The organism is Alicyclobacillus acidiphilus NBRC 100859, assembly GCF_001544355.1.
Taxonomy (GTDB): domain Bacteria; phylum Bacillota; class Bacilli; order Alicyclobacillales; family Alicyclobacillaceae; genus Alicyclobacillus; species Alicyclobacillus acidiphilus.
In genome coordinates this window covers 57,531-80,898 of the sequence record NZ_BCQI01000012.1, presented here as the reverse complement: position 1 = coordinate 80,898, position 23,368 = coordinate 57,531, and the positions used below count along the sequence as shown (strand labels likewise).

Sequence of the window (23,368 nt, the reverse complement as noted above, 5' to 3'; positions counted from 1 at the left end):
GCATACCGTGAAAGGACAGCGTCCGAAGGAGTGTGAACACCGTGATTTTATCAGACCGTGGACCGTTCTCACAAATTCTCAAGGCACCGATCGGTGGGCGCCCGGAGAAACCACGGAAGACAGGTTTCACGATGGTGATCGATAAAGGCCTTGGTTTTTACGAGTTGCGGGACGTCCTCGAAGTCGCCTCGTCGTATATCGACGTGGTCAAATTTGGTTTCGGTACAAGTCCTATGTACCCAGAGCACATTCTCCGTCGCAAGCTCTGTCTGCTCGAAGACATGGCGGTGTCGGTCATGCCTGGTGGAACACTTGCCGAGATCGCCTACACACAAGACGTATTTGAGGCGTACGTCAGGCTCTGCAGAAAACTGGGTTTCAACGCCGTTGAGATTTCCGACGGAACGATTGAACTTGCAGCCGATGAGCGGCGTCGACTTATCGCCCACGCAAAAGCGGAGATGCCGCTCGTCATCTCTGAGGTCGGCAAAAAACTGCAAGGCGACGTCGACATCGTCGCCTACGCAAGAGGTGTTCTCGCCGATTTGGACGCAGGCGCGGATTACGTTGTCGTTGAGGGCCGCGAGTCCGGAGAAGGCGTCGGTGTATTCGACGCGTCCGGCACAGTTCAAGACGATCTCGTCGACACCTTCCTGGTCGAATTACCTACTTGGGCTCAAGAAAAGGTCATCTGGGAAGCCCCAAAGAAGGCCCAACAAGTCGCGTTTATCCAGCGGATTGGGCCAACGGTCAACCTTGGCAACATTCCGCCTTCCGACGTGATCGCGCTGGAGTGCTTGCGCCAAGGATTTCGCGCGGACACCTTTACTCTGACGCTTCCTGAGCACCCTCATCATAGTCCGGAAGGTAAATAGCGGACGACGGCAAGGTGCGTTCGTACATTTCTTGGGAAATGCCGTCCATCCTGTCGACATAGCCGACGTTGTCGTCCAGTTCCGGCTGTTCGTAGTACTCCTCGCCGAACGCCGGTTCTTCGAAGCGGGCGACCGCCTGATACGCGTCCTCGCCGTCGAAGGCGGTTTGGTCCTCCCCGTCCCGCCAAACCGCCCCGAATCCAGGCGCCAAAACTTCCTCCTCAATTGGACGGTGACGCTCCTTCTTGACCACTTCCTCAGCCTTCTGACAGTCGATGCAATACTTGGTCGTCGGCATCGCCTGCAGGCGATCCATCGGTATGGTCTCTCCGCAATCCACGCATTGACCGTACGTGCCCTCGTCCATCCGTCGAAGCGCCGCCTCAATCTCTTCGAGATGCGCCTCGTCGCGAACGGTGTCGCCCACGGCCATGCCGCGAAGAAACAACTCGCTGGCGACGTCCGCCGGGTGATTGTCGTACATGGATAACTCGGAGATTTCATCGGGCATGCTGTCACCGAGATCGGCGGATTCGCGGTGCTTCGCAATTCGCTCGCGCGCGTCTTCCCGCGCCGCCGTCAATTCTGCGCGCAATTGTTCGAAATTCATCGTTTCGCCCCCACCTGAACCGATTCGTGGAACTGCAGCAGACGCTGTTTCTCCAATGAGCAGTAGTGTATCCCGTTCAACCTGTTCCCATGAAGAAGAGCATGATTCATAGTTCTGTCGCGAATCCGGCGATTCGGTCACACGAATGTCACAATTTGGGGTGTATGATAGAAAACGACTATAGAGAGACGCATCGCATTTGGGGTTCACATAGGTACGAGTTTGTAGATACGAGAGATAGATTTCGATCACACGTGGTTGTCCAACTGGAGCGAACGACATGCGAAGAAGTTACATCAATATGATTGCGTGGACCATCGTGTGGATTGGCATCACCATGTTGACAGCATGTGTGGTCCTGCGGTTATGGATGCAGTTGGTGATTCAACTCGAAGTCCCCTGCATTGCAGGCATCATCTGCGGCTTGATCTTGATATGGGTCGCGCGCAGATTCGGACGGTAGCGTGGGGGCAGGGGTGATCACGCCAGCGAATCGCTTGGACGGCCAACTCCGCTCCCTCTACGGTCGGCATCAAAAAAGGCTGCCTCCTTGCGCAGCCTCTCGCTGCGTGGAAACAACCCTGAACGACATGTCACAAACAAACCGTTCCGAAACAAACCATTCCGAAAGCCCTCATACACTTCCGGCCAGCGAGCGGTCTACAATCCTGATTCAGAGACAGACGCTTCGCGGCGGGCCAATTCTTTTTCGAAGGCCTCCCACTCGCCGGAATCCATCATTTCCAACTGTGACTGAACCAATGAACGGAAGCGCGCCCGGAACAGCGACGCCTGTTTTTGCATCTCTTCGACTTCAAGCGCCATCTTGCGCGCCTTGTTCAACGCTTCGCTGACAATTCGGTCCGCATTCTTCTCCGCTTCGCGAATGATGAGTTGGGCTTCCTTGCGAGCGTTGCCTTTCACTTCTTCGGCCGTCTCTTGCGCGACGAGGATCGATTTGCTCAGGCTGTCCTCAAGGCTGTCATAGTGTGCGAGCCTATCGTTGATGCGAGCAATTTCTTCTTCCAATTGCTTGTTCTGGCGGATCAGCGCTTCGTAATCCTGAATAATGCGCTCAAGAAAATCGTCGACCTCATCCTCATTGTAGCCTCGCCACGAGCGGCGAAACTCTTTATTGTGAATGTCAATGGGTGACAGGGGCATTTCATATCCTCCTTATTCGACAGCAAGCCCGGAGACATCCGATCAATCGACATATCCGTGCTTGGCTAATTCGACAGTCGAATATAATTTCCTTCCTGTGATGGACGGACAAAATCAAGCATTTGAGCGCAAAATACCCACACGCAGGCGGATCCGTTGTGATTTCGACGCTCCAAGCAGCTCAAGTATTTTGACACGCCCAAAACCTCGGACGGAAATGATGTCCCCTTTTGCCACCTCATCGCGTTGCGACGCATCCGCAAAATTCAGCGTCACATTGCCCTTTTCCACTTCCTCCTGCGCACGGCCCCGAGAAAAATGACAGGCTTGGGCGATGACACTGTCGACCCGCAGAGAGGCCACGAAGATCGTCGCGTCTTCGTAAACCGGGGCGGGCAACGAAGGTACATCGGCGGGATCGAGCGTTGTGACCGAGACGGTCGTCCGTCCCGCCCGATGGAAGTTTCCCGAGACGAAGGCACCCATATTGGCTGTCAGAAAAACATATGCTCGGCCACGCGACTCTATGATCACGTCGCCCAGGGTCTTCCTCTGAATACCCATGCCGAGCAACGTGCCCAACACGTCCTTGTGGCGAATCTCGCCGTCGATGGCCTCGATGGACAGGCAGGTCAGCTGGAAGTCCTCGATGGATGGCTGCCAATCGTCTGGCATCATCAGCATGCGCTGGCGTTCCGCGTGCGGATATCCTCCGGAAGCCGCCACGACGAGTCCCTCGGCGCGCGCGGCGCTCGTCGCGATGAACTGTTCGCGCGGCGTCAAGAAGTCCGTCAAATACCACCTGCCGCGCGCGTGAACTTGGCCTGTCCAATCTTGTACCGATCTCAAAAAAGGGCGTTCTTGTTCTCGAACCCACGACTCTGAACTCATGTTTCCTCCTGCTACCGCGCCGCCGTCAACAATTGTGCGAAAGCGGACGACACGGCAGTCTCAATGACGTAGAAAACGCCGACCCCGACGATCCACGAAATGTCCAGCGAAATCTGCCCAATCGGCAGAGGGGGTATGTACCGGCGAAAAATATAGAGATAGGGATCCGTCAATCGAAGCAGCAGTTGACCCACTGCGTTGCTGGAAAGGTCGGGAACGATCCGGATCAGCGCGACAATCAGCAACAGGTACCAATACGCCGAAAACAAGCCTTCGGCAAACTCCGCCATGAACGACACAGCCTATACCTCCTCCGCGGCTTCAGGAGGATTGACCAGACTGCGCCCGATGCGGATCATGGTCGCGCCTTCTTCGATTGCGACGGGAAAATCGTCGGACATGCCCATCGACAGTTGATCGAAATCCACCAGATCCAGGTCACCGCGGATCCGGTCCCGCAGCAGCCGAAGTTCCCGAAATACCCAGCGCGTATCCTCAGCCCGCTGGACGATGGGAGCCATCGTCATCAGGCCCCGCAACGTCACACCAGGCAACTCGCGGATGCGGCGAACAGCGTCCAAACAAGCCGCCGCCGCAAAACCGTGCTTTTGCGGTTCTTCAGCCACATTGACCTGAAGCAATAGATTGATGTTGCGATTCAATTTGACAGCCGCTTTCGCCAAGGCTTCGGCGAGTTCAACCGAGTCCACCGAATGGACCCAATCGAACCTCGGCGCGATATACTTCACTTTATTCGTTTGAAGTGTTCCGATGAAGTGCCAGGTGAACTCGGTCGACTTCGGATGTTCGAATTTCTCCCTGGCCACCTGCCACCGATTTTCCCCAGCGTCCTGAATCCCTTCCTCCAAAAGGAGAGGCAGCACATCCGGTCCAGCGGTTTTGGTGACCGCGACGATGCGAACGTCGTTCGGGTGGCGATGGCCGCGTTCCGCGGCGGCTTGGATCGATGTGCGAATTCTAGCTGCGTTCTGTGCGATATACGATTCTCCCACGTGAGACGCTCCCCTTATTCGGCCAACGCGATGACGGCCATCTGACGACCCGATTGCCCTTGTTCCACTCGGTGTGAAAAGAAATGTTCCACTCGGCACGAGGTACAGAGGCCCGTGTCGTCGACATGACTTGGCTCAATGCCATGGTGGGCCAAATCGGCGCGAATCGCATCGGGCATGCTGAACCAATACTTGCCCGGTCGGCCAAAGCGCGACCGCAGGGCCAGCTCCATGTCCGTGCCGATCACGCGGCTGGCAACGTGATCGTCCACTTCGTAGCAGCACTGGCGCATGGCCGGACCGATGGCGACGCGGATGTCCGCCGGATTCGATCCGTAGCGCGTCTGCATGTCCGAGACGACGCGTCCCGAGATGCCGGCAACCGTTCCCCGCCAACCGGAGTGGGCTGCTGCGACAACGCGTTGGACGGGATCGAAAAACAACACGGGAACGCAGTCTGCAACCAGAACGGCCAAGGCCACGCCTGGTGCGTTCGTCACGATGGCATCCGCTTCAGGGCGATCGCCGGCGACGGCGCGGGCTCCAAGGCCGCGATGCTCCACGCCTGCGTGGAAAATATGCGAACCGTGCACTTGGCGGACAAAGACGAACGCATCCAGTGTCATCCCGAGCGCGTGAGCGACGCGATCGCGATTGGCGACGGCGCGCTCGACGGCTACTCTGCCGTGAAAGCCGACATCGAGATCCGCCATTTTATCGGAATCGTCGTGACGACACGAAAACATGGCGCGCACCTCTGGTGTTGCCCAGGTTGGGCGAACGCCGATGCCGCCATGTCGTCCAAAGATATTTGTCAGCAACGCGCATCCCCCCACTCCCATCATACAGGAGAGGACAAAACGTTGGCTATGTGAAGTGGCGAATTCCAGCCGGTGGCATATGCCCGCTCAGAATCCGCCTGTTCCCCGCTTGCCGGACTGAGGAGGCAAATAATACTCCGATTCATGAGGTGAGCGAAGATCGACGAGAATGACATCCGTGCCAATTTTGACAATTTGATTCCAGGCAATAATGTAGTCCTGACCACTGCTCACCATTCCGAAAAATCGCCCTTGCGCTGGAATGACGATGGAGCGAATCAGACCGCTGTCGAGATCGATCTCCATATCGCCAATGGTCCCGAGCCGTTTGCCGTCTTCGACATTCACGACGTCCTTGGATTGTAGTTCGGATATTCGCATCACAGCCTAATCGCCTCCAGTAGGTCATATATCAGTTATATGACCACACTAGATTCGTTTACGACTGAATATGCTTGTGCATCCGATTGATTGCCGCCTTCTCGAGACGCGACACCTGTGCTTGAGATATGCCAATCTCGTCGGCGACTTCCATTTGCGTCTTGCCTTCATAGAAGCGCATGGATAAGATCTTCTTTTCTCGATCCGTCAACTTGTGCATGGCTTCGCGCAATGCGATGCCCTCCACCCAACTTGAATCCTTTTCGCGATCGTCGTGAATCTGATCCATCACATAAATCGGATCGCCGCCGTCGTGGTAGATGGGTTCAAACATCGATACGGGATCCTGAATGGCGTCCAACGCGAACACCACGTCTTCTTTCGGAACGTCCATTTCCTTGGCAATTTCCACGATGGTTGGCTCACGCAGATGCCGGGTCGTGAGCATATCACGAACTTGCAGCGCCTTGTAGGCGATATCACGAAGCGATCGACTGACTCGAATGGGATTGTTGTCACGTAGGTATCGTCGGATTTCACCGACGATCATGGGAACAGCGTAGGTCGAGAAGCGCACATTTTGTCCGAGATCGAAATTATCGATGGCCTTCATGAGTCCGATGCAACCAACTTGAAACAAGTCGTCCACATATTCGCCGCGGTTGTTAAACCGCTGAATCACAGACAGAACAAGACGAAGATTGCCATTGACCAGTTTTTCTCGCGCGGACAGTTCACCCGACTGAAGCCTCGCAAACAGATCTCGCATTTGGGCGTTGGTCAGAACGGGTAACTGCGAAGTGTTGACGCCGCAGATTTCAACCTTGTTGCGTTTCAAAGAAGTCCCCCCAAAAGGTGCCTGCTCGCCTAAACCGAATTTCCAGAATTCGTCTTCAGTATGTCCGGGCGACGCCAACTTATGCACGCTTCGGGGGGGTGAACACTCTTCTCCTCAAGGTCTCAAATCATCTTGTTGAATTCCCGCTGCAGTCGTTTGAGAATGCGCTTTTCCAAGCGCGAGATGTAGGATTGCGAGATGCCAAGCAGATCCGCGACATCCTTCTGTGTCATCTCCTGGCCTGTGCCCAATCCGAAGCGAAGCTGCATGATCTTTCGCTCCCGATCCGACAGTTTCTCCAAGGCGTCATAGAGAATTTCACGGTCCACCTCATCTTCGAGGTTCCGGTAGATGGTATCCGACTCCGTTCCGAGCACATCCGACAGCAGCAACTCGTTTCCGTCCCAATCCACATTCAGCGGTTCATCGAACGACACTTCGGAGCGAATTTTATTGTTGCGGCGGAGATACATCAGAATTTCGTTTTCGATACACCTGGAGGCGTAGGTGGCCAACTTGATCTTCTTCGTTGGATCAAACGTATTGACGGCCTTGATCAGACCGATGGTGCCAATCGATACCAAATCCTCGATATTGATACCGGTATTCTCGAACTTGCGAGCGATATAGACGACGAGCCGGAGATTGCGTTCAATCAACATGGCTCTCACGGATTCGTCCCCGGACGGAAGCCGTTCGAGCAAATACTGCTCCTCTTCCCGGCTCAACGGCGGCGGAAGCGCCTCGCTGCCGCCGACATAGTAGACTTCGTCGGGCGCGCCGTGAATCTTAATCCGAATTTGGAGGAACAGCAACCGCAGGCGTAGTCGAAGCAGGCGATTGACTTCCCCGAGCGATTTGAAAGCCTTCAAAGTTGTCATCTCCATTCACCATGTCCATATGTAAAATCGCTTGGAATGAGCCATCTGCGCTTAATCGTCCAGGGTACACTGCAAACAAACACTTTTGTGCGACAGGCTGTCTCAAGCCGTTGCGGCTGATCACGATCTCGTCTGGACGAATGGCGACCGTCAACCCCTGCCCGCTGGCGCCGCGAAACGGCACGAGCGTAAACGCGTTCGACGAAGCGACATTCGCGATCGCGCTGAACATGTCGCCCCCTCGTTCCAATTCCGCACGAAGCTGGTCAGGCAGGACAGGCAGCAGGACTTCCAGGTCCACGAAGGAGACCGGGCGCTTTGACACTGGATCCGTCAATTGATTCCCTGAGTCAAACAACCCCGTGAATGTCACCGTGGTCTGACCAAAGGCGGCCTCAACCTGGCAAGCGTAATTGGCCATTCTGCCAGCTTTGCGCAGATGAGCCACCATGCGGTTGATACCGTAGAGCGACACCGGTATCCCCACCATCATCGCCAAGGTTTCACCAGAAGTCGCAAACATCAGGCCGTGACTGGAACTGTCAACCGCTTTCCCCAACGAAGTGCCGGGAATGGCGAAGCCTAGCGCGATGGAAGCGCCCGCGAGCACAAAGGACACAATGTAATAAGCACCAACGAGTCGGGCAAGATCCAGCATGTTCTTCCGAGGGATAGAGATCCAGACCATGATTACAGACACGACTGCCTTACCCGGCCATGTGGTGAGCATGGACAAAGTGGGAAAGAAAAGCAGCAATGCGTAACATGCCCCGAGCAAACCACCGAGAAGAATGCGGCTCCATGTGACGCGACGTTTCATCAACCAGCCAGTGGTCCACAGCAAAATGGAATCCATGACAAAGTTGAGAAACCAGACGACGTCGATGTAGACGACTGGTACCGCACGCACACCATCACCCCAGGGATGGGCCACGGCGTGTCCCACGAAATTTCCGCAGAGTGGCTGGCCATTTGGCTACGCGCCGATAACCAGTCCCTCTTGGGTGACAGTATAGTGTATCTCTATTACGAAGCCTGTCGGAACTTGCCTGAAATCCCATAGAGTTTTTGTAGATTCAGCGAGAGAAATGTAAGAAAGGCGAGGAATCACAAGGCGGCGGGCGACGCTCGACGGATTTCGTATAAAAAAAAGACTGCCCCTGGAGTCCGGAATGCACTCGGGGCAGTAAACACGACCTATGATCAACCGTTGTCGACCCACAGCGAACGACCAGAAGCCGAAGGTCTGTCGAAGCGGTGTCAGTCTCTTCCAAATTTATGGCCATTTTGGCGCCGCATAAATGCAGGGACATCCCATGCATTGCCCGTGTTCGGAACATTCGGCGGCGTATCGTTCAACAGCGAATGACGCTGTACCGAACCGCGCGAAACATGCTCGATGTTGGCAGGCCCGTCTTCGCGCTGCTGGTTTCCTTCAAATCCTGTGGCAATCACAGTCACGACAATTTCGTCCTGCAGATCCGGATCAATCGCCGCACCGAAAATCATGTTGACCTCCGCGTCTGCGGTGGTCGACACGATATCGGCTGCCTCGTTGACTTCCCACAAGCTCAGGTTCGTCCCGCCAGCAACATGCATCAAGACGCCGCGCGCACCGTCGATAGACGTCTCCAGCAAAGGAGACGAGATAGCCTTCTTGGCCGCCTCTGCAGCCCTGTTCTCGCCCGACGCAATTCCGATGCCCATCAATGCGGAACCGCGCTCTGTCATAATCGCTTTTACGTCCGCAAAGTCGACGTTGATAAGAGCCGGCGTCGCAATCAATTCCGAGATTCCGGACACACCCTGCCGCAACACGTTGTCCGCCTCGCGGAACGCTTCCAGCACAGGCGTATTGCGGTCGACGATTTCCAACAGCCGATCATTCGGAATCACGATTAACGTATCGACCTTGTCCTTCAGTTCTGCGACACCTTGTTCGGCTTGATGCATGCGGCGGCGTTGTTCGAAGCGGAAAGGCTTGGTCACGACACCGACGGTCAGAGCGCCCAACTCTTTGGAAATCTCCGCGATCACGGGCGCAGCGCCTGTGCCCGTTCCTCCACCCATACCTGCGGTGACAAACACCATGTCTGCCCCGCGCAAGGCATTGGCAAGCATTTCACGGCTCTCTTCGGCGGCCTTTTTGCCAATCTCCGGATTTGCCCCGGCCCCGAGACCTCTGGTCAATTTTTCGCCGATTTGAAGTCTCGTTTCCGCCTTCGCCAATTTCAACGCTTGCGCGTCCGTGTTGACGACGATAAATTCAACGCCCTTGACGCCAGACTCAATCATCCGGTTGACCGCGTTGCATCCGCCGCCGCCGACGCCGATTACCTTGATGTGGGCAAGGGAATCCGATTCGAAATCAAATTCCAGCATGATGGCTCCTCCTAATCTCTATGGCTCCGATTTCCCCTGCGTCACGTTGCGGTCGGGCCACGCGATGACGACTCGTCCGCATCACACGAAATCGCGTAGCCAATCCTTGATGCGTGAAAACATACCGACGCTATTTGCGGCTCGAATTGGTCTATTATTTGGGCCAATCTCCGAGGGAACAGCGCGAAGGCCCGTCCGTGCGGCATAGGCGATAGTGCCTACCCCGTTGACGAAGGACGGATCGCGAACGCCTAAAAACTCTGGGATGGCAATTCGAACAGGGGATTGTAACTCTTCGCTGGCGAGATCTGCTGCTCCCGGCGTCGACATCACGCCTCCATGAAACACGTATCCCGCAGGCAAATCGTCTGCGTAGCCCATCTTTTCTATCTCTTTTCGCACTAAGGCGAATATCTCCTGCATACGCGGCTCGACGATTGTTGCCAAATCGTATTGCGTATACTCCGTCTCTTTGTTGCTTCCCATGCGAGGCACATGAAATGTTTCATGCTCCGAGGCTTGGGACACAAGCGCGCACGCGTGTCTAAGTTTGACCTGCTCCGCCGATGTCGTACTCGTACGTAGACCGATGGCGATATCGTGCGTGACGTAGTCGCCGCCCATCGGAATAATGCTGGTCCCCATCAGCACGCCGTTGGAAAAAACGGTGACCGACGTGTCTCCAGCGCCTACATCGACAAGCGCGACGCCGAGCCGACGCTCGTCTTGCGAAAGAGCGATATGACTTGCGGCCATCGGAGCCAGCACAAGGTTGGCGACTTCGATGCCTGCGCGTTCCACGCAGCGAACGACATTGTGGATTGCGGTGCGGCTGCCTGTGATGAGATAGGCTTCCACTTCTAGGCGAACGCCGAGCATTCCGCGAGGATCCATGATACCCCGCAGTCCGTCGACGACAAACTCCTTCGCAACCACGTCGATGACCTCGCGTTCAGGCGGCAATGCCACCACTCGCGCTTGCTGCAAAACGCGTTCAATGTCTTCGTCGGTAATTTCCCGATCCGCAGACGAAACAGCCACCACGCCATGAGAACTGTGGAGCTGAATGTGATTGCCCGAAATGCCAACGTACGCGGACGAAATATGGATACCCACCATGCGCTCCGCATGGTCGACCGCCTCTCGAATCGACTCAACCGTTAAATCTATGTCGACAATGGATCCGTGGCGCAGTCCCTCCCCAGAGGCGGAGCCCACTCCAATGACGTTTATGGTGTTGCCCGTTGGCTCTCCGATAATGGCTCGAATTTTCGAAGTGCCGATGTCAAGACTGACGATGTAATCTTCTTTGGCCAACCAAGTGGCACCTCCCTAGAGCGCCCAGACTGCGATTCTCTATCTATTTCCACACGTTTTTCGACAATCCTCTATCCATTCGAAAAATATTCATGGTTGTACCTGACGCGCTGCAACTTCGCGCTCGATCTTCCGTTGCCTGAGCAACAGAAAGACGTTGCGGCGAATTGCGGCGATGTTCTGGAAGAGGCGAACACCAAAAGCGACGACCGCGGCGAGATACAGGTCGACGCCGAGCTGGTTGCCGATGTAAGCCAACAGTGCGGCAACGAGCGTGTTGGTAAAGAAGCCTGTCAAAAACACGGGGCTGTCAAACGATTTCTCGAGACTTGCGCGAATTCCTCCAAAGACCGTATCGAGCGCCGCAAGAATCGCAATGGACAAGTAACTGGAAAACGCCACCGGAATCGTCACGTTTGTGACAAGCCCCAGCGCAACGCCCACCACCAGACCTAATACAGGCAGCCATATCATTAGCCATTCCCCTCCTTCGCGTACTGTCCAGGCAACGGCCCCGTATAGCCGGGGACGGTGACGCCGGATTTGCTGGGATACTGTTTGACAATAAAGTCCTCGCCCATCGCTTCAAAATATCCCTGCAAGACCTGCACCTGCAAGGCTTGTTGCATATCGGAGATATTGCCGACCGCTTTGATGATGTACGGATAGTCAATCGGGTGTCCGTTGACGTGGACGCCCCCAATGTTGTCGACCGATACCAGCCGAATGGACGAGGTCGTGACCAATCGATTGTCGTTGATGGAAATCGCCGTCGCACCGTTGCCGAACAACACGTTGACCACTTCCTGCAGCCATTGATCCGCTTGCTGCGGGAAAAGCGCCTCCTCCTGGGCGGTCGCACCAAGTTTCGCATCAGGTTGGATGGTAATCGTGATGCCTGGTCCAGTCGCTGGCAGGATGCCCGCCTGTTGCTGCACGGATCGTTCATCCTTGAGCAGAACCGCCCGCATCGCTGACAAACTGCCGCTGGCGGCTTTGTACTCGGCCAGCTGCGCGTTTTCCTTGGACACTTCCTGTTCGAGCAACTGGTGCTCTTGAGCCTGCTCTTCGACCTGCGTACGCAGGTCGATGTAACTCGTCTGCCCGCTGTCGTACGATGGTTGGGACGTGAGCTCGAGCGTGATCATGAACCCAAGTGCCATGGTGGTGAACGTCGCGCCCCATATTAAACTTCGCCGGTTCATGTCATCACCTCAATTCGTCCCTGTCGCTTCCAAAGCATTGGTATAAGCTGGCATATCTATATCCGTCTCAATCTGCGGCTCCGACACCTGAAGTCCCTGCTGACGCAAAGCGTCGAGAATGCCGCCAGGGATATCAAGCGCGGACTTCAACGTGGTTGGATCTCCGATGGCTTCGATTTGAAACGGCGCACCCAACCGGTGGCCGTTGACGGAGACGACAGGCCCCTGGCACTCGACCGCAGACGTCGCTACCACGCGATAATCGTTGATGGTGACGGCCTCAGCTCCTGCGGTGAACAGTTCATTCACAACACTCCGGACGTTCCAGTCGTGTGTTAGGATTTGTTCAACATCGGAACCATTGCTTCCTCCATCTGTCATCGTGAGCGAAATGCCCGGTCCGTGGACTGGCGTGATTCCAGCCAAAATCCGCTCGGCGGTGAGCCTGGTCTGGAGATTCTTGAGCGCTTGGCTCGATCCCGCCGACTTCTCTTCAAATTGATTGATCTCCTCGGTGACAGCGGCCAACTGCTGATCGGCCTCTTGGTTAGACTCCTTGAGCGCCGTCAACCGCTGCGTCAACTGCTTGTTGACGGCCGAACTCCCGGTGACCAGCACACCGAGCGACGACGCGACGCGGTTTTGGCGATAGCCTAAAGAAACCATAAATCCTAGAACCAGTGACACAGTCGTCAGCGACAACATCAGTTTGGTTTTGGTGCGCAAATTCGATCTCTCCCTGCATATCGTTGCTTCCTTTACCGCTACGGTGTCGTATTTGACGTGGTCGACTGACTATCGGTCTGGTTGGCGGTCCCATTGGACGAGCCTGATGTATCATCTGCGGATGCCTGCGTGGAATTGGCGGAGAACGGTGTATATCGATACGGCGGCTGTCCAGTCAGATCCACCGTTCCGGGCTTGTACCCCTTTTGCACAAAATAATTGACCGCGGTCGTCATCGCGTTCATCGCGCCCAATAGCGTCGAGATGTCGGCGTCGACGACGAAGCCGTTGTCGAGGTATATCGACACAGTGCCGTCTCCGTTGACGTGAAACTCGGACACCTCGGCCAAATACTCCGCGTTCATCTTCGCGAGTTGCCTGCACACTTGCGCGACGTCGGGCGATACGATTTCGTGAACTTGCACGGCGGGTTTTGCCCCCGTGATCACCGGGAACGAGAATCCCTGATTCGGCGTGATCTCATCGTACACGTATCCATTGTTCAGCAACTCGTAAAATTTCCCAGAGACTTCGTAGATAGCGACGACGTGGCGCTCTTGAACCTGGATGTACACCGTACCGTTCAGCCAGTCCGTATGAACATTAGACGATTGTACCATAGGTACAGCGTTCACGATCCGCCTGCTTGTGTAGTTCGGATTGACTTGCCAGAGGCTCTGACCCGAGCGCAGCCCGCTCGCCGACACCAAGACGCTGCTTTGAATCGTCGTATTGCCTGAGACCGCCACTCGACGAACGCGAGCCAACGGCGATTCCAACAGGACAATCAAGCCAATGAACACAAAAAAGCCCATGACAATTTTGCGATTGCGCGACTTTCGGCGTTCGCGCGCTTCTGGCGTCAGCGTAGCTTGCGGCATGGACATAGGCCTCTCTCTCATCAACGACAGTATGGAGCGCAGGGGTGCCGCCACCACAGCACCCCTCACCCAACCTGTCAAAGCGTCAATTCTAGACGTCTATTCGCTCCACGTTTGCGCCAAGCGCAGACAACTGTGTCTCTATGAATTGATAACCGCGATCGATATGGTAGACGCCTTCGACCTCCGACTCCCCTTGCGCGGCCAAAGCCGCCACCAGGAGGGCTGCGCCCCCGCGAAGATCGGACGCCTTCACGGTCGCTCCAGACAGTTGGCGAACTCCGCGGACAATGGCCGTTCGCAGATCCACCGAGATATCTGCGCCCATGCGAAGCAGTTCGTCGACATGTTTGAATCGGGCTTCGAAAACACTCTCGTGAATGACGCTCGTGCCACGCGCAGTCGCCAAGAAGGCCATGAACGGCGCTTGTAAATCGGTTGGGAATCCAGGAAACGGGGCCGTGCGAAAATCGACCGCATTCGGGGTATCCTCACATCTGACCCTGATTATATCACGGTCGACGTCCACTCGGACACCCGAATCCCGGAGTTTCTGAATGACGGCGCCCAGGTGCTCCGGACACGTGCCATAGAGCGTCACATCGCCGCGCGTCGCCGCTGCGGCAAGCATGATGGTGCCAGTGACAATCCGATCCGGTATGATCCGGTAGCGCGTTCCGGACAATCGAGAACACCCGCGCACCACCACGGTGTCCCTGCCGGCTCCTTCGATCTTCGCTCCGCACGCAATCAGATAATTTGCCAGGTCCTCCACTTCGGGCTCCCGCGCAGCATTCTCGATCACGGTCTCGCCGTCGGCCAATGCCGCCGCCATCAGCATATTTTCCGTCGCGCCAACCGACGGGAAATCGAGCGTGATGGAAGTGCCCGCCAGTCGGCGAGCCGTACACTGGATGTAGCCGTGCTCTTCGCGAATGTCGGCGCCAAGTGCGCGCATTCCTCGCAAATGGAAATCGATTGGGCGCTGTCCAATCACACAGCCGCCTGGCTTGCTGAGGATGACTTCGCCGAACCGGGCCAACAACGGGCCCATCAGAAATATGGAGGAAGGCATCTGCGCTAAACAGATTCGTGCACCATGCGCGTTGAGCCACCACGTTCGTCGGCCATTGTCAGCCGCAACGCAAACAGCCCCTTTCCCGCTGGACCAGTGGGAAAGGAGCCGTCGTCCTGCGGTCGCTTGGCAGCAGGCCGATGCCTCAGATTGTCACCGCTTCAACAATCGACTGGACGATAGCTTCTCCGTGAAAACGCCCTGTTTCGATAAAAATCCGGTTTGCGTCGTATCCAGATACGACGACACCAGCCACGAACAGCCCTGGTACGTTCGTCTCGTAGGTGCGTTCATCGTGTTCGGGAACACCGGTTTCCGAATCGACGTGGACTCCCATCTGCTGCAGAAAGGACACGTTCGGATGAAATCCGGTCAAGGCGAGAACGTGATCGACCTCGAATTCCTTCGCTCCAGAGGGTGTATGAACATGAACTGACGTCGGCGTAATGCGGACGACCCTCGATTGAAAGTCGTACTCGATGAGATTTTTGTTGATGAGACTGTTGATCTCCGGCAGCACCCACGGTTTAATCTTCGGCGACAATCCTTCGCCGCGGTGAACGAGCCTGACATTCGCCCCGACGCGATACAGTTCGATCACGGCTTCCGCGGCAGAATTCGTGCCTCCGACGACAACCACCCGCTGTCCGTAAAACAGGTGCGGGTCAGAGTAATAGTGATGCACGTGCGGCAGGTCTTCACCTTCGACGCCGAGAAGGTTCGGATTGTCGAAGTAGCCAGTCGCGACGACCACGCGTTTCGCCAGAAGCTCGCGCTCCAAGCCCGACGCGGTCTTCGATGAGATGTGAAAGTACCCTGTCGATTCATCGCGCGATACTTGCGTCACGGTCTCGTACTGTCGGACAGGCAGGTTTAGGCGATCGACAACGGTGCGATAGTATGTCAACGCCTCCTGCCTGGTCGGTTTCGTCGCGTTCGTATAAAAAGGTATACCGCCAATTTCCAAGAGATTTGGCGATGAATTAAAAATCATTTGAGTCGGAAAACGATATATCGTCGAAGCGATGCATGATTTTTCCAAGACTACATGTTCGATATTGCGCTGCTGCAAAGCGGCCGAAACAGCCAATCCGCATGGACCGGCACCAATTACACAGACTTCGTACATCGGAATCTCTCCTAGCTCTATATGTCTGCTTCCATATTCGTCGATACACAGTATACCACCGAAGCACCCCTCGCTCCGAATGGGCCGCTCAGAACATGGATGCGGAATTATAGTTTATACACAATCTGGACTTCCGGCTCCTTCCGAAAGTCCTCGCGGAATACGCGCACTTCGTGAACCAATTGCAGGACCGCCAGCCGCTGGAGATCAAAATCCCCATCCAGGTTTTCCCGCAGGCGCTGCAGGCGGTTTTTGAATTCATGTTGGAAGAGTCCCGGGTCATTGTTCTCGGACAACCGAAGAAGCCGTTCCAACTCCGCCTCCTTTTGGTTCCGCTGGATTTCGATTCGGGCCTTCTGCGACGAGAACTCGTCCGGTCGAATCACGCCGAGAGCCAGCGCGTCAAACAATCGTTGCACGCGTTCGTCGTCTTGCTTGATGGACCGTTTCATCTGCGCGATCCTGTCCTGCCAAGGGGCGTCGTCCGGCGGAATGGACGCTTCGAACGTGGCAGGACCCGAATCGGCCATCTTCATCAACTGAGCGATCACGTAGGCGTCGAGATCGTCGCATGAGACACGGTTGATGTATGGGCATGAACGATTGGCCAAATAGGTTCCGCATTTATACGTCTTCACGCGTTTTTTTCCAGAGGCGACGTTGTAAACATGCCACGTGCCATGCATCGGTCCGCCGCAGAAGCCGCACTTCGCGATCCCGCTCAATAAACGCGCCCTGCCGCGCGAACGGGCAGGCAACGCGCGGCGCGACGAAATGATTTCGTTGATCCGTTCGAACTCTTCCACAGAGAGCAACGGCTCGTGATGCTGCTCAATCTCTATCCAATCCCGTTCGTCACGACGCTTGCGACCTTTGCCGGTTCCCGCGCGCTGATTCCACACGTACTTGCCGATGAGGCTTTCATTGCGGAACAACGTGCGGATGGAATTCGGGTTCCACAACCTCCCCGTCTTCGACAGGACGCCATGTTTGTTCAGCATCTGAACGACGTCCATGGTGCCGCGTCCCGAGAGCAGCATATCAGCCATCTTGCGCACCCATTTTGCCTCTTCAGGATTCACTACCAGCTGTCCGTCGACGGAATCGTAGCCGAAAGCAGGCTTCATCGGCAGCTTGGCGGACTTCGCCATCGCATAGAGGTTCTCGTAGACGCGCTCCGCAATCAACTCTCGTTCAAACTCCGCGATCGCGGATAGGATATTGGCCATCAGTTTGCCCATCGCCGTGCTGATTTCGAAGTTCTGTCGCGTGGCACGGTAGAACACGTCGTGATCGTTCATTTCGTCAACCATGCGGGCAAAATCGCTGACTTTCCTGGTCAAGCGATCCAGGCGGGTCGTGACGACCCCGGCAATCAGGCCGTTCGCGATATCGTTTCGCAACTCCCTCATGGCTGGGCGATCGAGATGTTTCGCGCTGTAGCCGTCGTCTCGATACACCTTGTATCGGTTGAAGCCGTTGCCGACAGCGTACTTGATCAACTGCTCCTCTTGTTCTGCAAGACTGTTGCCGTCCGATGCCTGCTCTTCAGTCGATACGCGTATGTACAGCGCGAGCGTGCGCTCGTCCTTGTCCATCTTCTGTGTGAATCCCAAAGGAACCACCCCTTACGACCGGTGGGCGCGATCATCCAGCGTCGCCGCCCGTCTGATGATCTCACCTAACACCTTGGCCGACTTGGCCTTGAAGTCGGATGCGCGATCGTCAAAGGGCACAAACACGTTGTTGGCTTCCACATAGATGAGAGAGGGCCTTGATTTCACGGATCGTCCACTCCCCTTCCGTGTATCTACCCTATGCGCGACCGCTTGGTCATCTTTCCGGACGCGGACGGGAGGCGGAGGAAGCGGAGGAAGCGGAGGAAGCGGAGGAAGCGGAGGAAGCGGAGGAAGCGGAGGAGGCGGAGGAAGCGGAGGAGGCGGAGGAGGCGGAGGAGGCGCGGGTTGGCGCGAGTTGGCGCGGGTTGGCGCGAGTTGGCGCGAGTTGGCGCGAGTTGACGCGAGTTGGCGTGGGGTGGCGCCATAGCGGTCAAATCTTCCCTTATGGCACCACGCGGACCCGCCCACGCCACCATCTGCCACGCCATAGCGGTCAAATCTTCCCTTATGGCACCACGCGGACCCGCCCACGCCACCATCTGCCACGCCATAGCGGTCAAATCTTCCCTTATGGCACCACGCAGACCCGCCCACGCCACCATCTGCCACGCCATAGCGGTCAAATCTTCCCTTATGGCACCACGCAGACCCGCCCACGCCACCAACTGCCACGCCATAGCGGTCAAATCTTCCCTTACACGAAGCCAACCCAGGTGACGGATGGTCCAGGTGGATTCAAGGCATATAGGGGGATTTCAGCCCCCTATTCCCTTCCTCTCCCGCGGCCCGATCTCGGCGGCGGGATCGAGAGAACTAGAGAGTGAACTTCCCGATATCATCCTCCAATTGCTCCGCCATGCTGGTCAATGTCGACGCCGACGCGGCGATTTCCTCCATGGAGGCCAGCTGCTCTTCGGACGCCGCGGCGATCTCCTGCATGGCGGTTGCCGTCTGTTCTGTGACTTCCGCGACCTGGACGAACGCCTGCTTCAGTCGCTGCGTGTCCGCGGTCGTGTTCTGAACGGCCGTACTGACTTCGGAAATCTGGCAAGAGACAACGTCAATCGCCCACCTGATTTGCTCAAACGAATCGCTGGCGTCGGACATGGCAGAGAGCCCCCGAGCCATTTGCCCCTTCAACCCGGTCACGAAATTGGCGATGTGCCCCACCTGCTCTTGAATTTTGCGAATGAGGGTTTCAATTTGTTTTGCGGATTCCCCGGACTGATCCGCCAGCTTTCGGACTTCGTTCGCCACCACCGCAAAGCCGCGTCCATATTCCCCGGCCCGGGCGGCTTCAATCGCCGAATTGAGCGAAAGCAGCTTGGTCTGACTGGCAATACCCGTGATCATCTCCACGATATGTCCGATTTCTTTCGAACCATCGTCCAATTCTCCCGCGATGGTCGCCAAGTCAGCCACGGAGTCGTGAATGGTATCCACTTGCTGGCGGGCGATCGCGACGGCATGCGTCCCCTCCATTACTTTCTCCGACGCGTCAGCTGCCGAAACAGACACCTGTGTGCTGTTTTCTGCGATTCGGGTCATCTCGTCGGTGATATGGAGAATGGCCTCCTTGCTTTGCTTGACACTCCGCGATTGGTCGTCGATTCCGCTGGCCAGGTCCTGAATCGTGACCGCAGCATGTTCAGCCGCCTTGCTGCTTTGATCCGCACTGGCCGACAATTGTTCGGACGATGAGGCGAGATGCTGGGAAGCTCGAATCGCATCGCCGATCACGGTTTTCAGACTGACGAACATATGATTAAATCCTTCGGCCAGCCGACCGATTTCGTCCCGCTGTTTCAGGGTCAACAAGTCGCCCGTCAAATCGCCGGACGACACCCTGTCGACTCTGGACAGCAGTTCTGACATCGGCTTCGTAATTTGCAAAGATATCCAATAGGCGCCAATTCCTCCAACGATCAATTCCACGGCGATCGTGACGAGCATGACCGTGAGCAGTTGATTGGCGTTCGCGTGCAACGTTTGGTTGAACAGGCCAACGCCATGTCCGTGAAAGAGATTCGAAAAATTGCCCACCGCGTAATTGAAACTGATCGTACCCAAAGCGGTTGAAGAAAAGAAGAGAAACGTCCCAATGGTGACAATCAGCTTCACTTTGATCGACAAGCCCCTGATGAACTGCACCATCTCATGGCCTCCTTGTCAAATCGCGATCGCAATCGGACGGATCCGTCGTTACGGTATCGCGCTCAGTACTGCTTCCCGTTGCGGTACGCTCCAGAAATACCCCTGTTCGTACTCAATCCCAATCGATGAATAAAAATAGGATTGTTCCGAGGTTTCGATGCCTTCTGCGATCAGCTTGATTCCCTCTGCCCCAGCCCAATCGACAATAGCCTGCAAGAGAGATACGCTTTCCGGATGTCTCGACAGCGTCGTCATCCAACTGCTGTCCAATTTCAACCAGTCGGGCTTGACCTCCAGGAAGCGGATGAGGTCTTGTTCCCCAATCCCGAAATCGTCCTGAGCAAGTTCGATCAACGGGAATTCACGTTTCAAATCAGTCCACGCCGCGAGCTCCACGTTGCCCAAATGGTGTTCCAAAATCTCAAAAACGCAGGTCGTATGTGGAAACATCCGATAAAACCGCTCCAGCCACAAACACATGCGCTCCTTCTGCTCAAAGGTCTTCGCGTACACATTGACAAACAGCCGAACGTCCTGCGCCAAATCGATTGTTTCAAGCTTGTCCAACAAGCTCTCCAAACACAGCCAACCGCTTGCAAAATGAAGTCAAACTTCTCGGCAATCCGGAAAAAGGTATCGAGGGCAACCGGTTCATTTCCCCATGTTGGTCGGACAAGCGCTTCGAATCCGATAATCTGTTGCAGGTATGTATTCACAATTGGCTGAAAAGCCCATTCGATCTCGCCGTGCCATCGATATTCGTTTCGCGTTGGCGCGGTCGGGAAATTCCCATTGTCCAATTCTTGCACCACTTTGACGGGCGTCTTCTTCGCGCTGTTGATGCCCGGTTTGTTGCCGCGCAATTCGTCGAATGTGCGGCCCACAAGATGTTCGTACGCCTCATTCGCCACAAGAATGCGTCCAGACTTGTCCGTCAACACGAACGGATAGTGAACACCGCTCCACAAGGCTTGAGATACGTTGGTCAGCCAGTACAGATTGGGATCGCAAGCGTCGTCGATTTCCACCCGATTGGTATCAGACATCATCGAACGGGCCACGCGATTCTTTCCCGCCTTTTTTGCAGACAAGAGCGCAGAATCTGCTTCAAATACCCGTTCTTCCGAAAACGCGCCGTACGTCCAACCCATCGACACGCCAATATGAATGCCCTTATGTTCCGGAAGAACATGATACGCGCCATACGTAGCAAGAGCGTGCAGCGTTTGGACGATGTGTTCGGCCGTACCGGCATCCTTCATCGGGATCCAGATCTGATACTCGTTACCGCCAAATCGAGCGATTGCGTCAGTCTCCCGCAATCCCTGGCCAATTCGCCGCACGAACTCTTGCAGCACCCGATCCCCCGCGTCGTGACCCCAGGTGTCGTTGATCCATTTGAAATTGTCGAGATCGCAAAAGACAATCACTCCTTCGTCGTCGCCTCTCGATTTGCTGCGCTCTAACCAATTCGCCAGTCCGCGGCGGGTTAACGCATTGGTCAAGGCATCGTGTTCCACAGCCTGATGCGTGTCCCGGATCGCTTTCTCGTGAACGGATCGATAGTTCACGTACATTCCGGACATGACTGCGGTGAGGATGGACACCGCCAAATCGCTATAACGGTCTGCTGCATCGAAACTCGTCAACAAGCCAAGCAGAATCGACAGCGTGTAGCTTACCGCGACGGCAAACGCGGTATCTTCCCAACTCTTTGTCCTCAACACAAAAAATGTCGTGTACAACACGCCGAGTATGCCAACCGACACATGGAAGTTGAGGATAGCTCCATCGACGGCAAACCCGAATGGCAAGAGGACAATCGTGAACCAAGATGCCAAACCTGGTGCGAATCGCTGGATCACGAGCTGAGAGAACTCGCGTGTGGAAAACACTTGTGCGGACAGCAACCATGTCTCTACGACGGCGATAAACACAAAGTGCGCGCTTAACATACGTTCACCTGACCTAGCCAACGTGGCATACCTTGGAATTGTCACGGAACATATCATACGGCGGGGTTTTGAAATGCGCGCAGTTCAATCGGACTAATTTTGATAGTCTATTCGGCTCAATGTCGTCAAACGGGCAGGAGGGAAGATTGCGGAAATCACTTTACACTACATGGGGGAACGCATTTTTCTCATCAAATCGGCTGGAACATTGGTACTCGTAATCGTCGACGCGTCGACTTCAATCACATTCTCTTGTGGGCTGTGGACTTGGGCGCCCAACTGTTGGAGAATTTCCAGCATGACCTGGACATCCTCCAGTTCGGGAACGTCTTCGATCACGCTCGTGCCCGAAGCCATCACCGTCGCGGCCAAGATCGGCAACGCGGCGTTTTTGGCGCCGTACACGCGAGTCTCGCCGGTCAAAGGCGTGCCGCCGACAATTCGTAATGTATCCACACCCGTCACCTCCCCGAGATCGGTTCTCCGAGAACGCGAACCTCAGTCTCTAATTCGATCCCGTATTTCTCGCGGATCGTGTTCTGGGCGTAGCGGATCAACCAAAGAACGTCCTCGGCTTTTGCGTCTTTCACGTTGATAATGAAGTTTGCATGTTTCTCGCTGATTTGCGCGCCACCGTGTTCGAACCCTTTCAGGCCAGCCTCTTCAATCAACCGGCCCGCGTGCGTCCCATTTGGATTCCGAAAGACGGACCCGCAATTGGGCCAAGACAGCGGCTGCGACTCCGCGCGCCGGACAGACCAGATCTTGACTTGGTTGGAGAGTGCGGTCTTATCGCCTTCGACAAGCGCAAACTTCGCCCGCGTCACGATGCCGAACTGGTCCTTTAAAATACTGTAGCGATAACCGAACCGAAGATCCGCGTTGGTGTAACGATGGACTTCGCCGTCCATGTCCATGACGTCCGCCCATTCGAGCACCTCGCACGTCTCCTTGCCATACGCGCCGGCGTTCATCATCACCGCCCCGCCGACCGATCCCGGAATGCCCGTGGCGAATTCCAGACCAGCCAATCCATGGCGTATCGCGATATACGCCGCCGACTGGTAAGATCGTCCAGCCTCTGCGATCACGGAGGTGCCGTCCACCGTGATATCCGCGAATCCATCATGAAGCTTCACGACGATACCGCGAATGCCGCCGTCGAGAACGAGCGCGTTTGACCCCCTGCCAATCACCGTGATCGGGAGCTTCAAATCTCTTGCTGCACGGACGACGCCTTGCAACTTGGCAAGCGAGTCCGGCATGACGAAATAATCCGCTGTTCCGCCGATCCGCCATGTCGTATGACGGGCCATCGGTTCATCGACGCGCGCGTCGTCGATACCGTACGCAGACAAGACGGACAGCACTTCGTTTGCGACCATGCGAGAACCTCCATTATCATCGATCATTTCTATCGCAGCAGCCTACGCCCAGGTTCCGCATGGCAT

At 55.7% G+C, this 23,368-nt stretch carries 27 protein-coding genes and 1 pseudogene; 3 read left to right on the top strand and 25 right to left on the bottom strand.

Features of this window, described 5'->3' with window-relative positions:
• The first annotated feature begins 41 nt into the window (after positions 1-41).
• Positions 42-875 (top strand): phosphosulfolactate synthase, encoded by an 834-nt coding sequence (gene comA, locus AAC01S_RS06840; RefSeq protein ID WP_083511586.1) that lies wholly within the window; start codon positions 42-44, stop codon positions 873-875.
• Here the strand turns inward: comA and AAC01S_RS06835 are convergent.
• Positions 826-1,485, bottom strand: a complete 660-nt coding sequence (locus AAC01S_RS06835) for a TraR/DksA C4-type zinc finger protein (protein WP_067620811.1) — start codon at positions 1,483-1,485, stop codon at positions 826-828. The genes comA and AAC01S_RS06835 overlap by 50 nt on opposite strands.
• A 280-nt stretch (positions 1,486-1,765) precedes the next feature.
• Here AAC01S_RS06835 and AAC01S_RS06830 point away from each other — a divergent pair, with 280 nt between their 5' ends.
• Positions 1,766-1,948: a hypothetical protein gene (locus AAC01S_RS06830; RefSeq protein WP_067620808.1), complete on the top strand. Its 183-nt coding sequence runs from the start codon at positions 1,766-1,768 to the stop codon at positions 1,946-1,948.
• Between the two features lie 197 nt (positions 1,949-2,145).
• Here the strand turns inward: AAC01S_RS06830 and AAC01S_RS06825 are convergent, their stop codons facing one another.
• From AAC01S_RS06825 to AAC01S_RS19220, 19 genes are all read right to left on the bottom strand, one after another.
• Positions 2,146-2,649 carry a DivIVA domain-containing protein gene (locus tag AAC01S_RS06825; protein WP_067620804.1) on the bottom strand — a complete coding sequence of 168 codons (504 nt, stop codon included), beginning with the start codon at positions 2,647-2,649 and terminating at the stop codon, positions 2,146-2,148.
• 114 nt (positions 2,650-2,763) lie between these two features.
• Entirely contained in the window at positions 2,764-3,540 is a 777-nt protein-coding gene (locus tag AAC01S_RS06820) for a YlmH family RNA-binding protein (RefSeq protein ID WP_067620801.1), read from the bottom strand.
• Between the two features lie 11 nt (positions 3,541-3,551).
• On the bottom strand, positions 3,552-3,830 hold the full coding sequence (locus AAC01S_RS06815) for a YggT family protein (protein WP_067620859.1): 279 nt from the start codon (positions 3,828-3,830) through the stop codon (positions 3,552-3,554).
• A 12-nt stretch (positions 3,831-3,842) separates the two neighbouring features.
• The gene (locus tag AAC01S_RS06810; RefSeq protein ID WP_067620798.1) at positions 3,843-4,553 is read right to left on the bottom strand and encodes a YggS family pyridoxal phosphate-dependent enzyme; all 711 of its coding nucleotides are present in this window, start codon (positions 4,551-4,553) and stop codon (positions 3,843-3,845) included.
• A gap of 14 nt (positions 4,554-4,567) precedes the next feature.
• A complete protein-coding gene (pgeF, locus tag AAC01S_RS06805; protein ID WP_245630109.1) occupies positions 4,568-5,374 on the bottom strand; it encodes a peptidoglycan editing factor PgeF in 807 nt (268 codons plus the stop codon).
• 87 nt (positions 5,375-5,461) lie between these two features.
• A complete protein-coding gene (locus AAC01S_RS06800) occupies positions 5,462-5,758 on the bottom strand; it encodes a YlmC/YmxH family sporulation protein (RefSeq protein WP_067620795.1) in 297 nt (98 codons plus the stop codon).
• A gap of 55 nt (positions 5,759-5,813) precedes the next feature.
• Positions 5,814-6,593 (bottom strand): RNA polymerase sporulation sigma factor SigG, encoded by a 780-nt coding sequence (gene sigG, locus AAC01S_RS06795; RefSeq protein ID WP_067620792.1) that lies wholly within the window; start codon positions 6,591-6,593, stop codon positions 5,814-5,816.
• A 122-nt stretch (positions 6,594-6,715) separates the two neighbouring features.
• The gene (gene sigE / locus AAC01S_RS06790; protein WP_245630110.1) at positions 6,716-7,408 is read right to left on the bottom strand and encodes an RNA polymerase sporulation sigma factor SigE; all 693 of its coding nucleotides are present in this window, start codon (positions 7,406-7,408) and stop codon (positions 6,716-6,718) included.
• Positions 7,383-8,384, bottom strand: coding sequence for a sigma-E processing peptidase SpoIIGA (locus AAC01S_RS06785; RefSeq protein WP_067620786.1), 1,002 nt, complete (start codon positions 8,382-8,384; stop codon positions 7,383-7,385). The genes sigE and AAC01S_RS06785 overlap by 26 nt, the downstream gene beginning before the upstream one ends.
• A gap of 350 nt (positions 8,385-8,734) precedes the next feature.
• Positions 8,735-9,856 (bottom strand): cell division protein FtsZ, encoded by a 1,122-nt coding sequence (gene ftsZ / locus AAC01S_RS06780; protein ID WP_067620783.1) that lies wholly within the window; start codon positions 9,854-9,856, stop codon positions 8,735-8,737.
• 81 nt (positions 9,857-9,937) lie between these two features.
• Positions 9,938-11,173, bottom strand: coding sequence for a cell division protein FtsA (gene ftsA, locus AAC01S_RS06775; RefSeq protein WP_067620780.1), 1,236 nt, complete (start codon positions 11,171-11,173; stop codon positions 9,938-9,940).
• 90 nt (positions 11,174-11,263) lie between these two features.
• Positions 11,264-11,647: a small basic family protein gene (locus AAC01S_RS06770; RefSeq protein WP_067620777.1), complete on the bottom strand. Its 384-nt coding sequence runs from the start codon at positions 11,645-11,647 to the stop codon at positions 11,264-11,266.
• A complete protein-coding gene (locus tag AAC01S_RS06765) occupies positions 11,647-12,378 on the bottom strand; it encodes a DUF881 domain-containing protein (protein WP_067620774.1) in 732 nt (243 codons plus the stop codon). Before AAC01S_RS06765 ends, AAC01S_RS06770 begins: the two co-directional genes overlap by 1 nt.
• 9 nt (positions 12,379-12,387) lie before the next feature.
• Positions 12,388-13,104 carry a DUF881 domain-containing protein gene (locus AAC01S_RS06760; protein ID WP_157071083.1) on the bottom strand — a complete coding sequence of 239 codons (717 nt, stop codon included), beginning with the start codon at positions 13,102-13,104 and terminating at the stop codon, positions 12,388-12,390.
• A 38-nt stretch (positions 13,105-13,142) separates the two neighbouring features.
• Positions 13,143-13,985, bottom strand: coding sequence for a cell division protein FtsQ/DivIB (locus AAC01S_RS06755; protein ID WP_067620851.1), 843 nt, complete (start codon positions 13,983-13,985; stop codon positions 13,143-13,145).
• Positions 13,986-14,076: 91 nt separating this feature from the next.
• Positions 14,077-15,060 (bottom strand): UDP-N-acetylglucosamine 1-carboxyvinyltransferase, encoded by a 984-nt coding sequence (murA, locus tag AAC01S_RS06750; protein WP_067620771.1) that lies wholly within the window; start codon positions 15,058-15,060, stop codon positions 14,077-14,079.
• Between the two features lie 145 nt (positions 15,061-15,205).
• Positions 15,206-16,189 carry a YpdA family putative bacillithiol disulfide reductase gene (locus tag AAC01S_RS06745; protein WP_067620768.1) on the bottom strand — a complete coding sequence of 328 codons (984 nt, stop codon included), beginning with the start codon at positions 16,187-16,189 and terminating at the stop codon, positions 15,206-15,208.
• Positions 16,190-16,296: 107 nt separating this feature from the next.
• Positions 16,297-17,805 (bottom strand): recombinase family protein, encoded by a 1,509-nt coding sequence (locus AAC01S_RS06740; protein WP_245630108.1) that lies wholly within the window; start codon positions 17,803-17,805, stop codon positions 16,297-16,299.
• A gap of 12 nt (positions 17,806-17,817) precedes the next feature.
• Positions 17,818-17,973, bottom strand: a complete 156-nt coding sequence (locus AAC01S_RS19220) for a hypothetical protein (protein ID WP_157071082.1) — start codon at positions 17,971-17,973, stop codon at positions 17,818-17,820.
• Here AAC01S_RS19220 and AAC01S_RS19675 point away from each other — a divergent pair.
• On the top strand, positions 17,964-18,632 hold the full coding sequence (locus AAC01S_RS19675) for a hypothetical protein (RefSeq protein ID WP_176573018.1): 669 nt from the start codon (positions 17,964-17,966) through the stop codon (positions 18,630-18,632). The two genes, AAC01S_RS19220 and AAC01S_RS19675, sit on opposite strands and share 10 nt — an antisense overlap.
• Here AAC01S_RS19675 and AAC01S_RS06730 read toward each other — a convergent pair.
• The 5 genes and pseudogenes from AAC01S_RS06730 to murB all read right to left on the bottom strand — a co-directional run bounded on the left by AAC01S_RS06730 (position 18,622) and on the right by murB (position 23,302).
• Complete coding sequence (locus AAC01S_RS06730; RefSeq protein ID WP_067620762.1) at positions 18,622-19,962, bottom strand: methyl-accepting chemotaxis protein; 1,341 nt, start codon at positions 19,960-19,962, stop codon at positions 18,622-18,624. The two genes, AAC01S_RS19675 and AAC01S_RS06730, sit on opposite strands and share 11 nt — an antisense overlap.
• Before the next feature lie 48 nt (positions 19,963-20,010).
• Positions 20,011-20,505, bottom strand: a complete 495-nt coding sequence (locus AAC01S_RS19540; protein WP_245630107.1) for an EAL domain-containing protein — start codon at positions 20,503-20,505, stop codon at positions 20,011-20,013.
• 524 nt (positions 20,506-21,029) lie between these two features.
• Positions 21,030-21,539: pseudogene (locus AAC01S_RS19880) on the bottom strand (GGDEF domain-containing protein); the annotation flags it as partial.
• 543 nt (positions 21,540-22,082) lie between these two features.
• A complete protein-coding gene (locus tag AAC01S_RS06715; protein ID WP_067620753.1) occupies positions 22,083-22,373 on the bottom strand; it encodes a carboxyvinyltransferase in 291 nt (96 codons plus the stop codon).
• Positions 22,374-22,378: 5 nt separating this feature from the next.
• A complete protein-coding gene (gene murB, locus AAC01S_RS06710; protein WP_067620751.1) occupies positions 22,379-23,302 on the bottom strand; it encodes a UDP-N-acetylmuramate dehydrogenase in 924 nt (307 codons plus the stop codon).
• Positions 23,303-23,368: the final 66 nt, after the last annotated feature.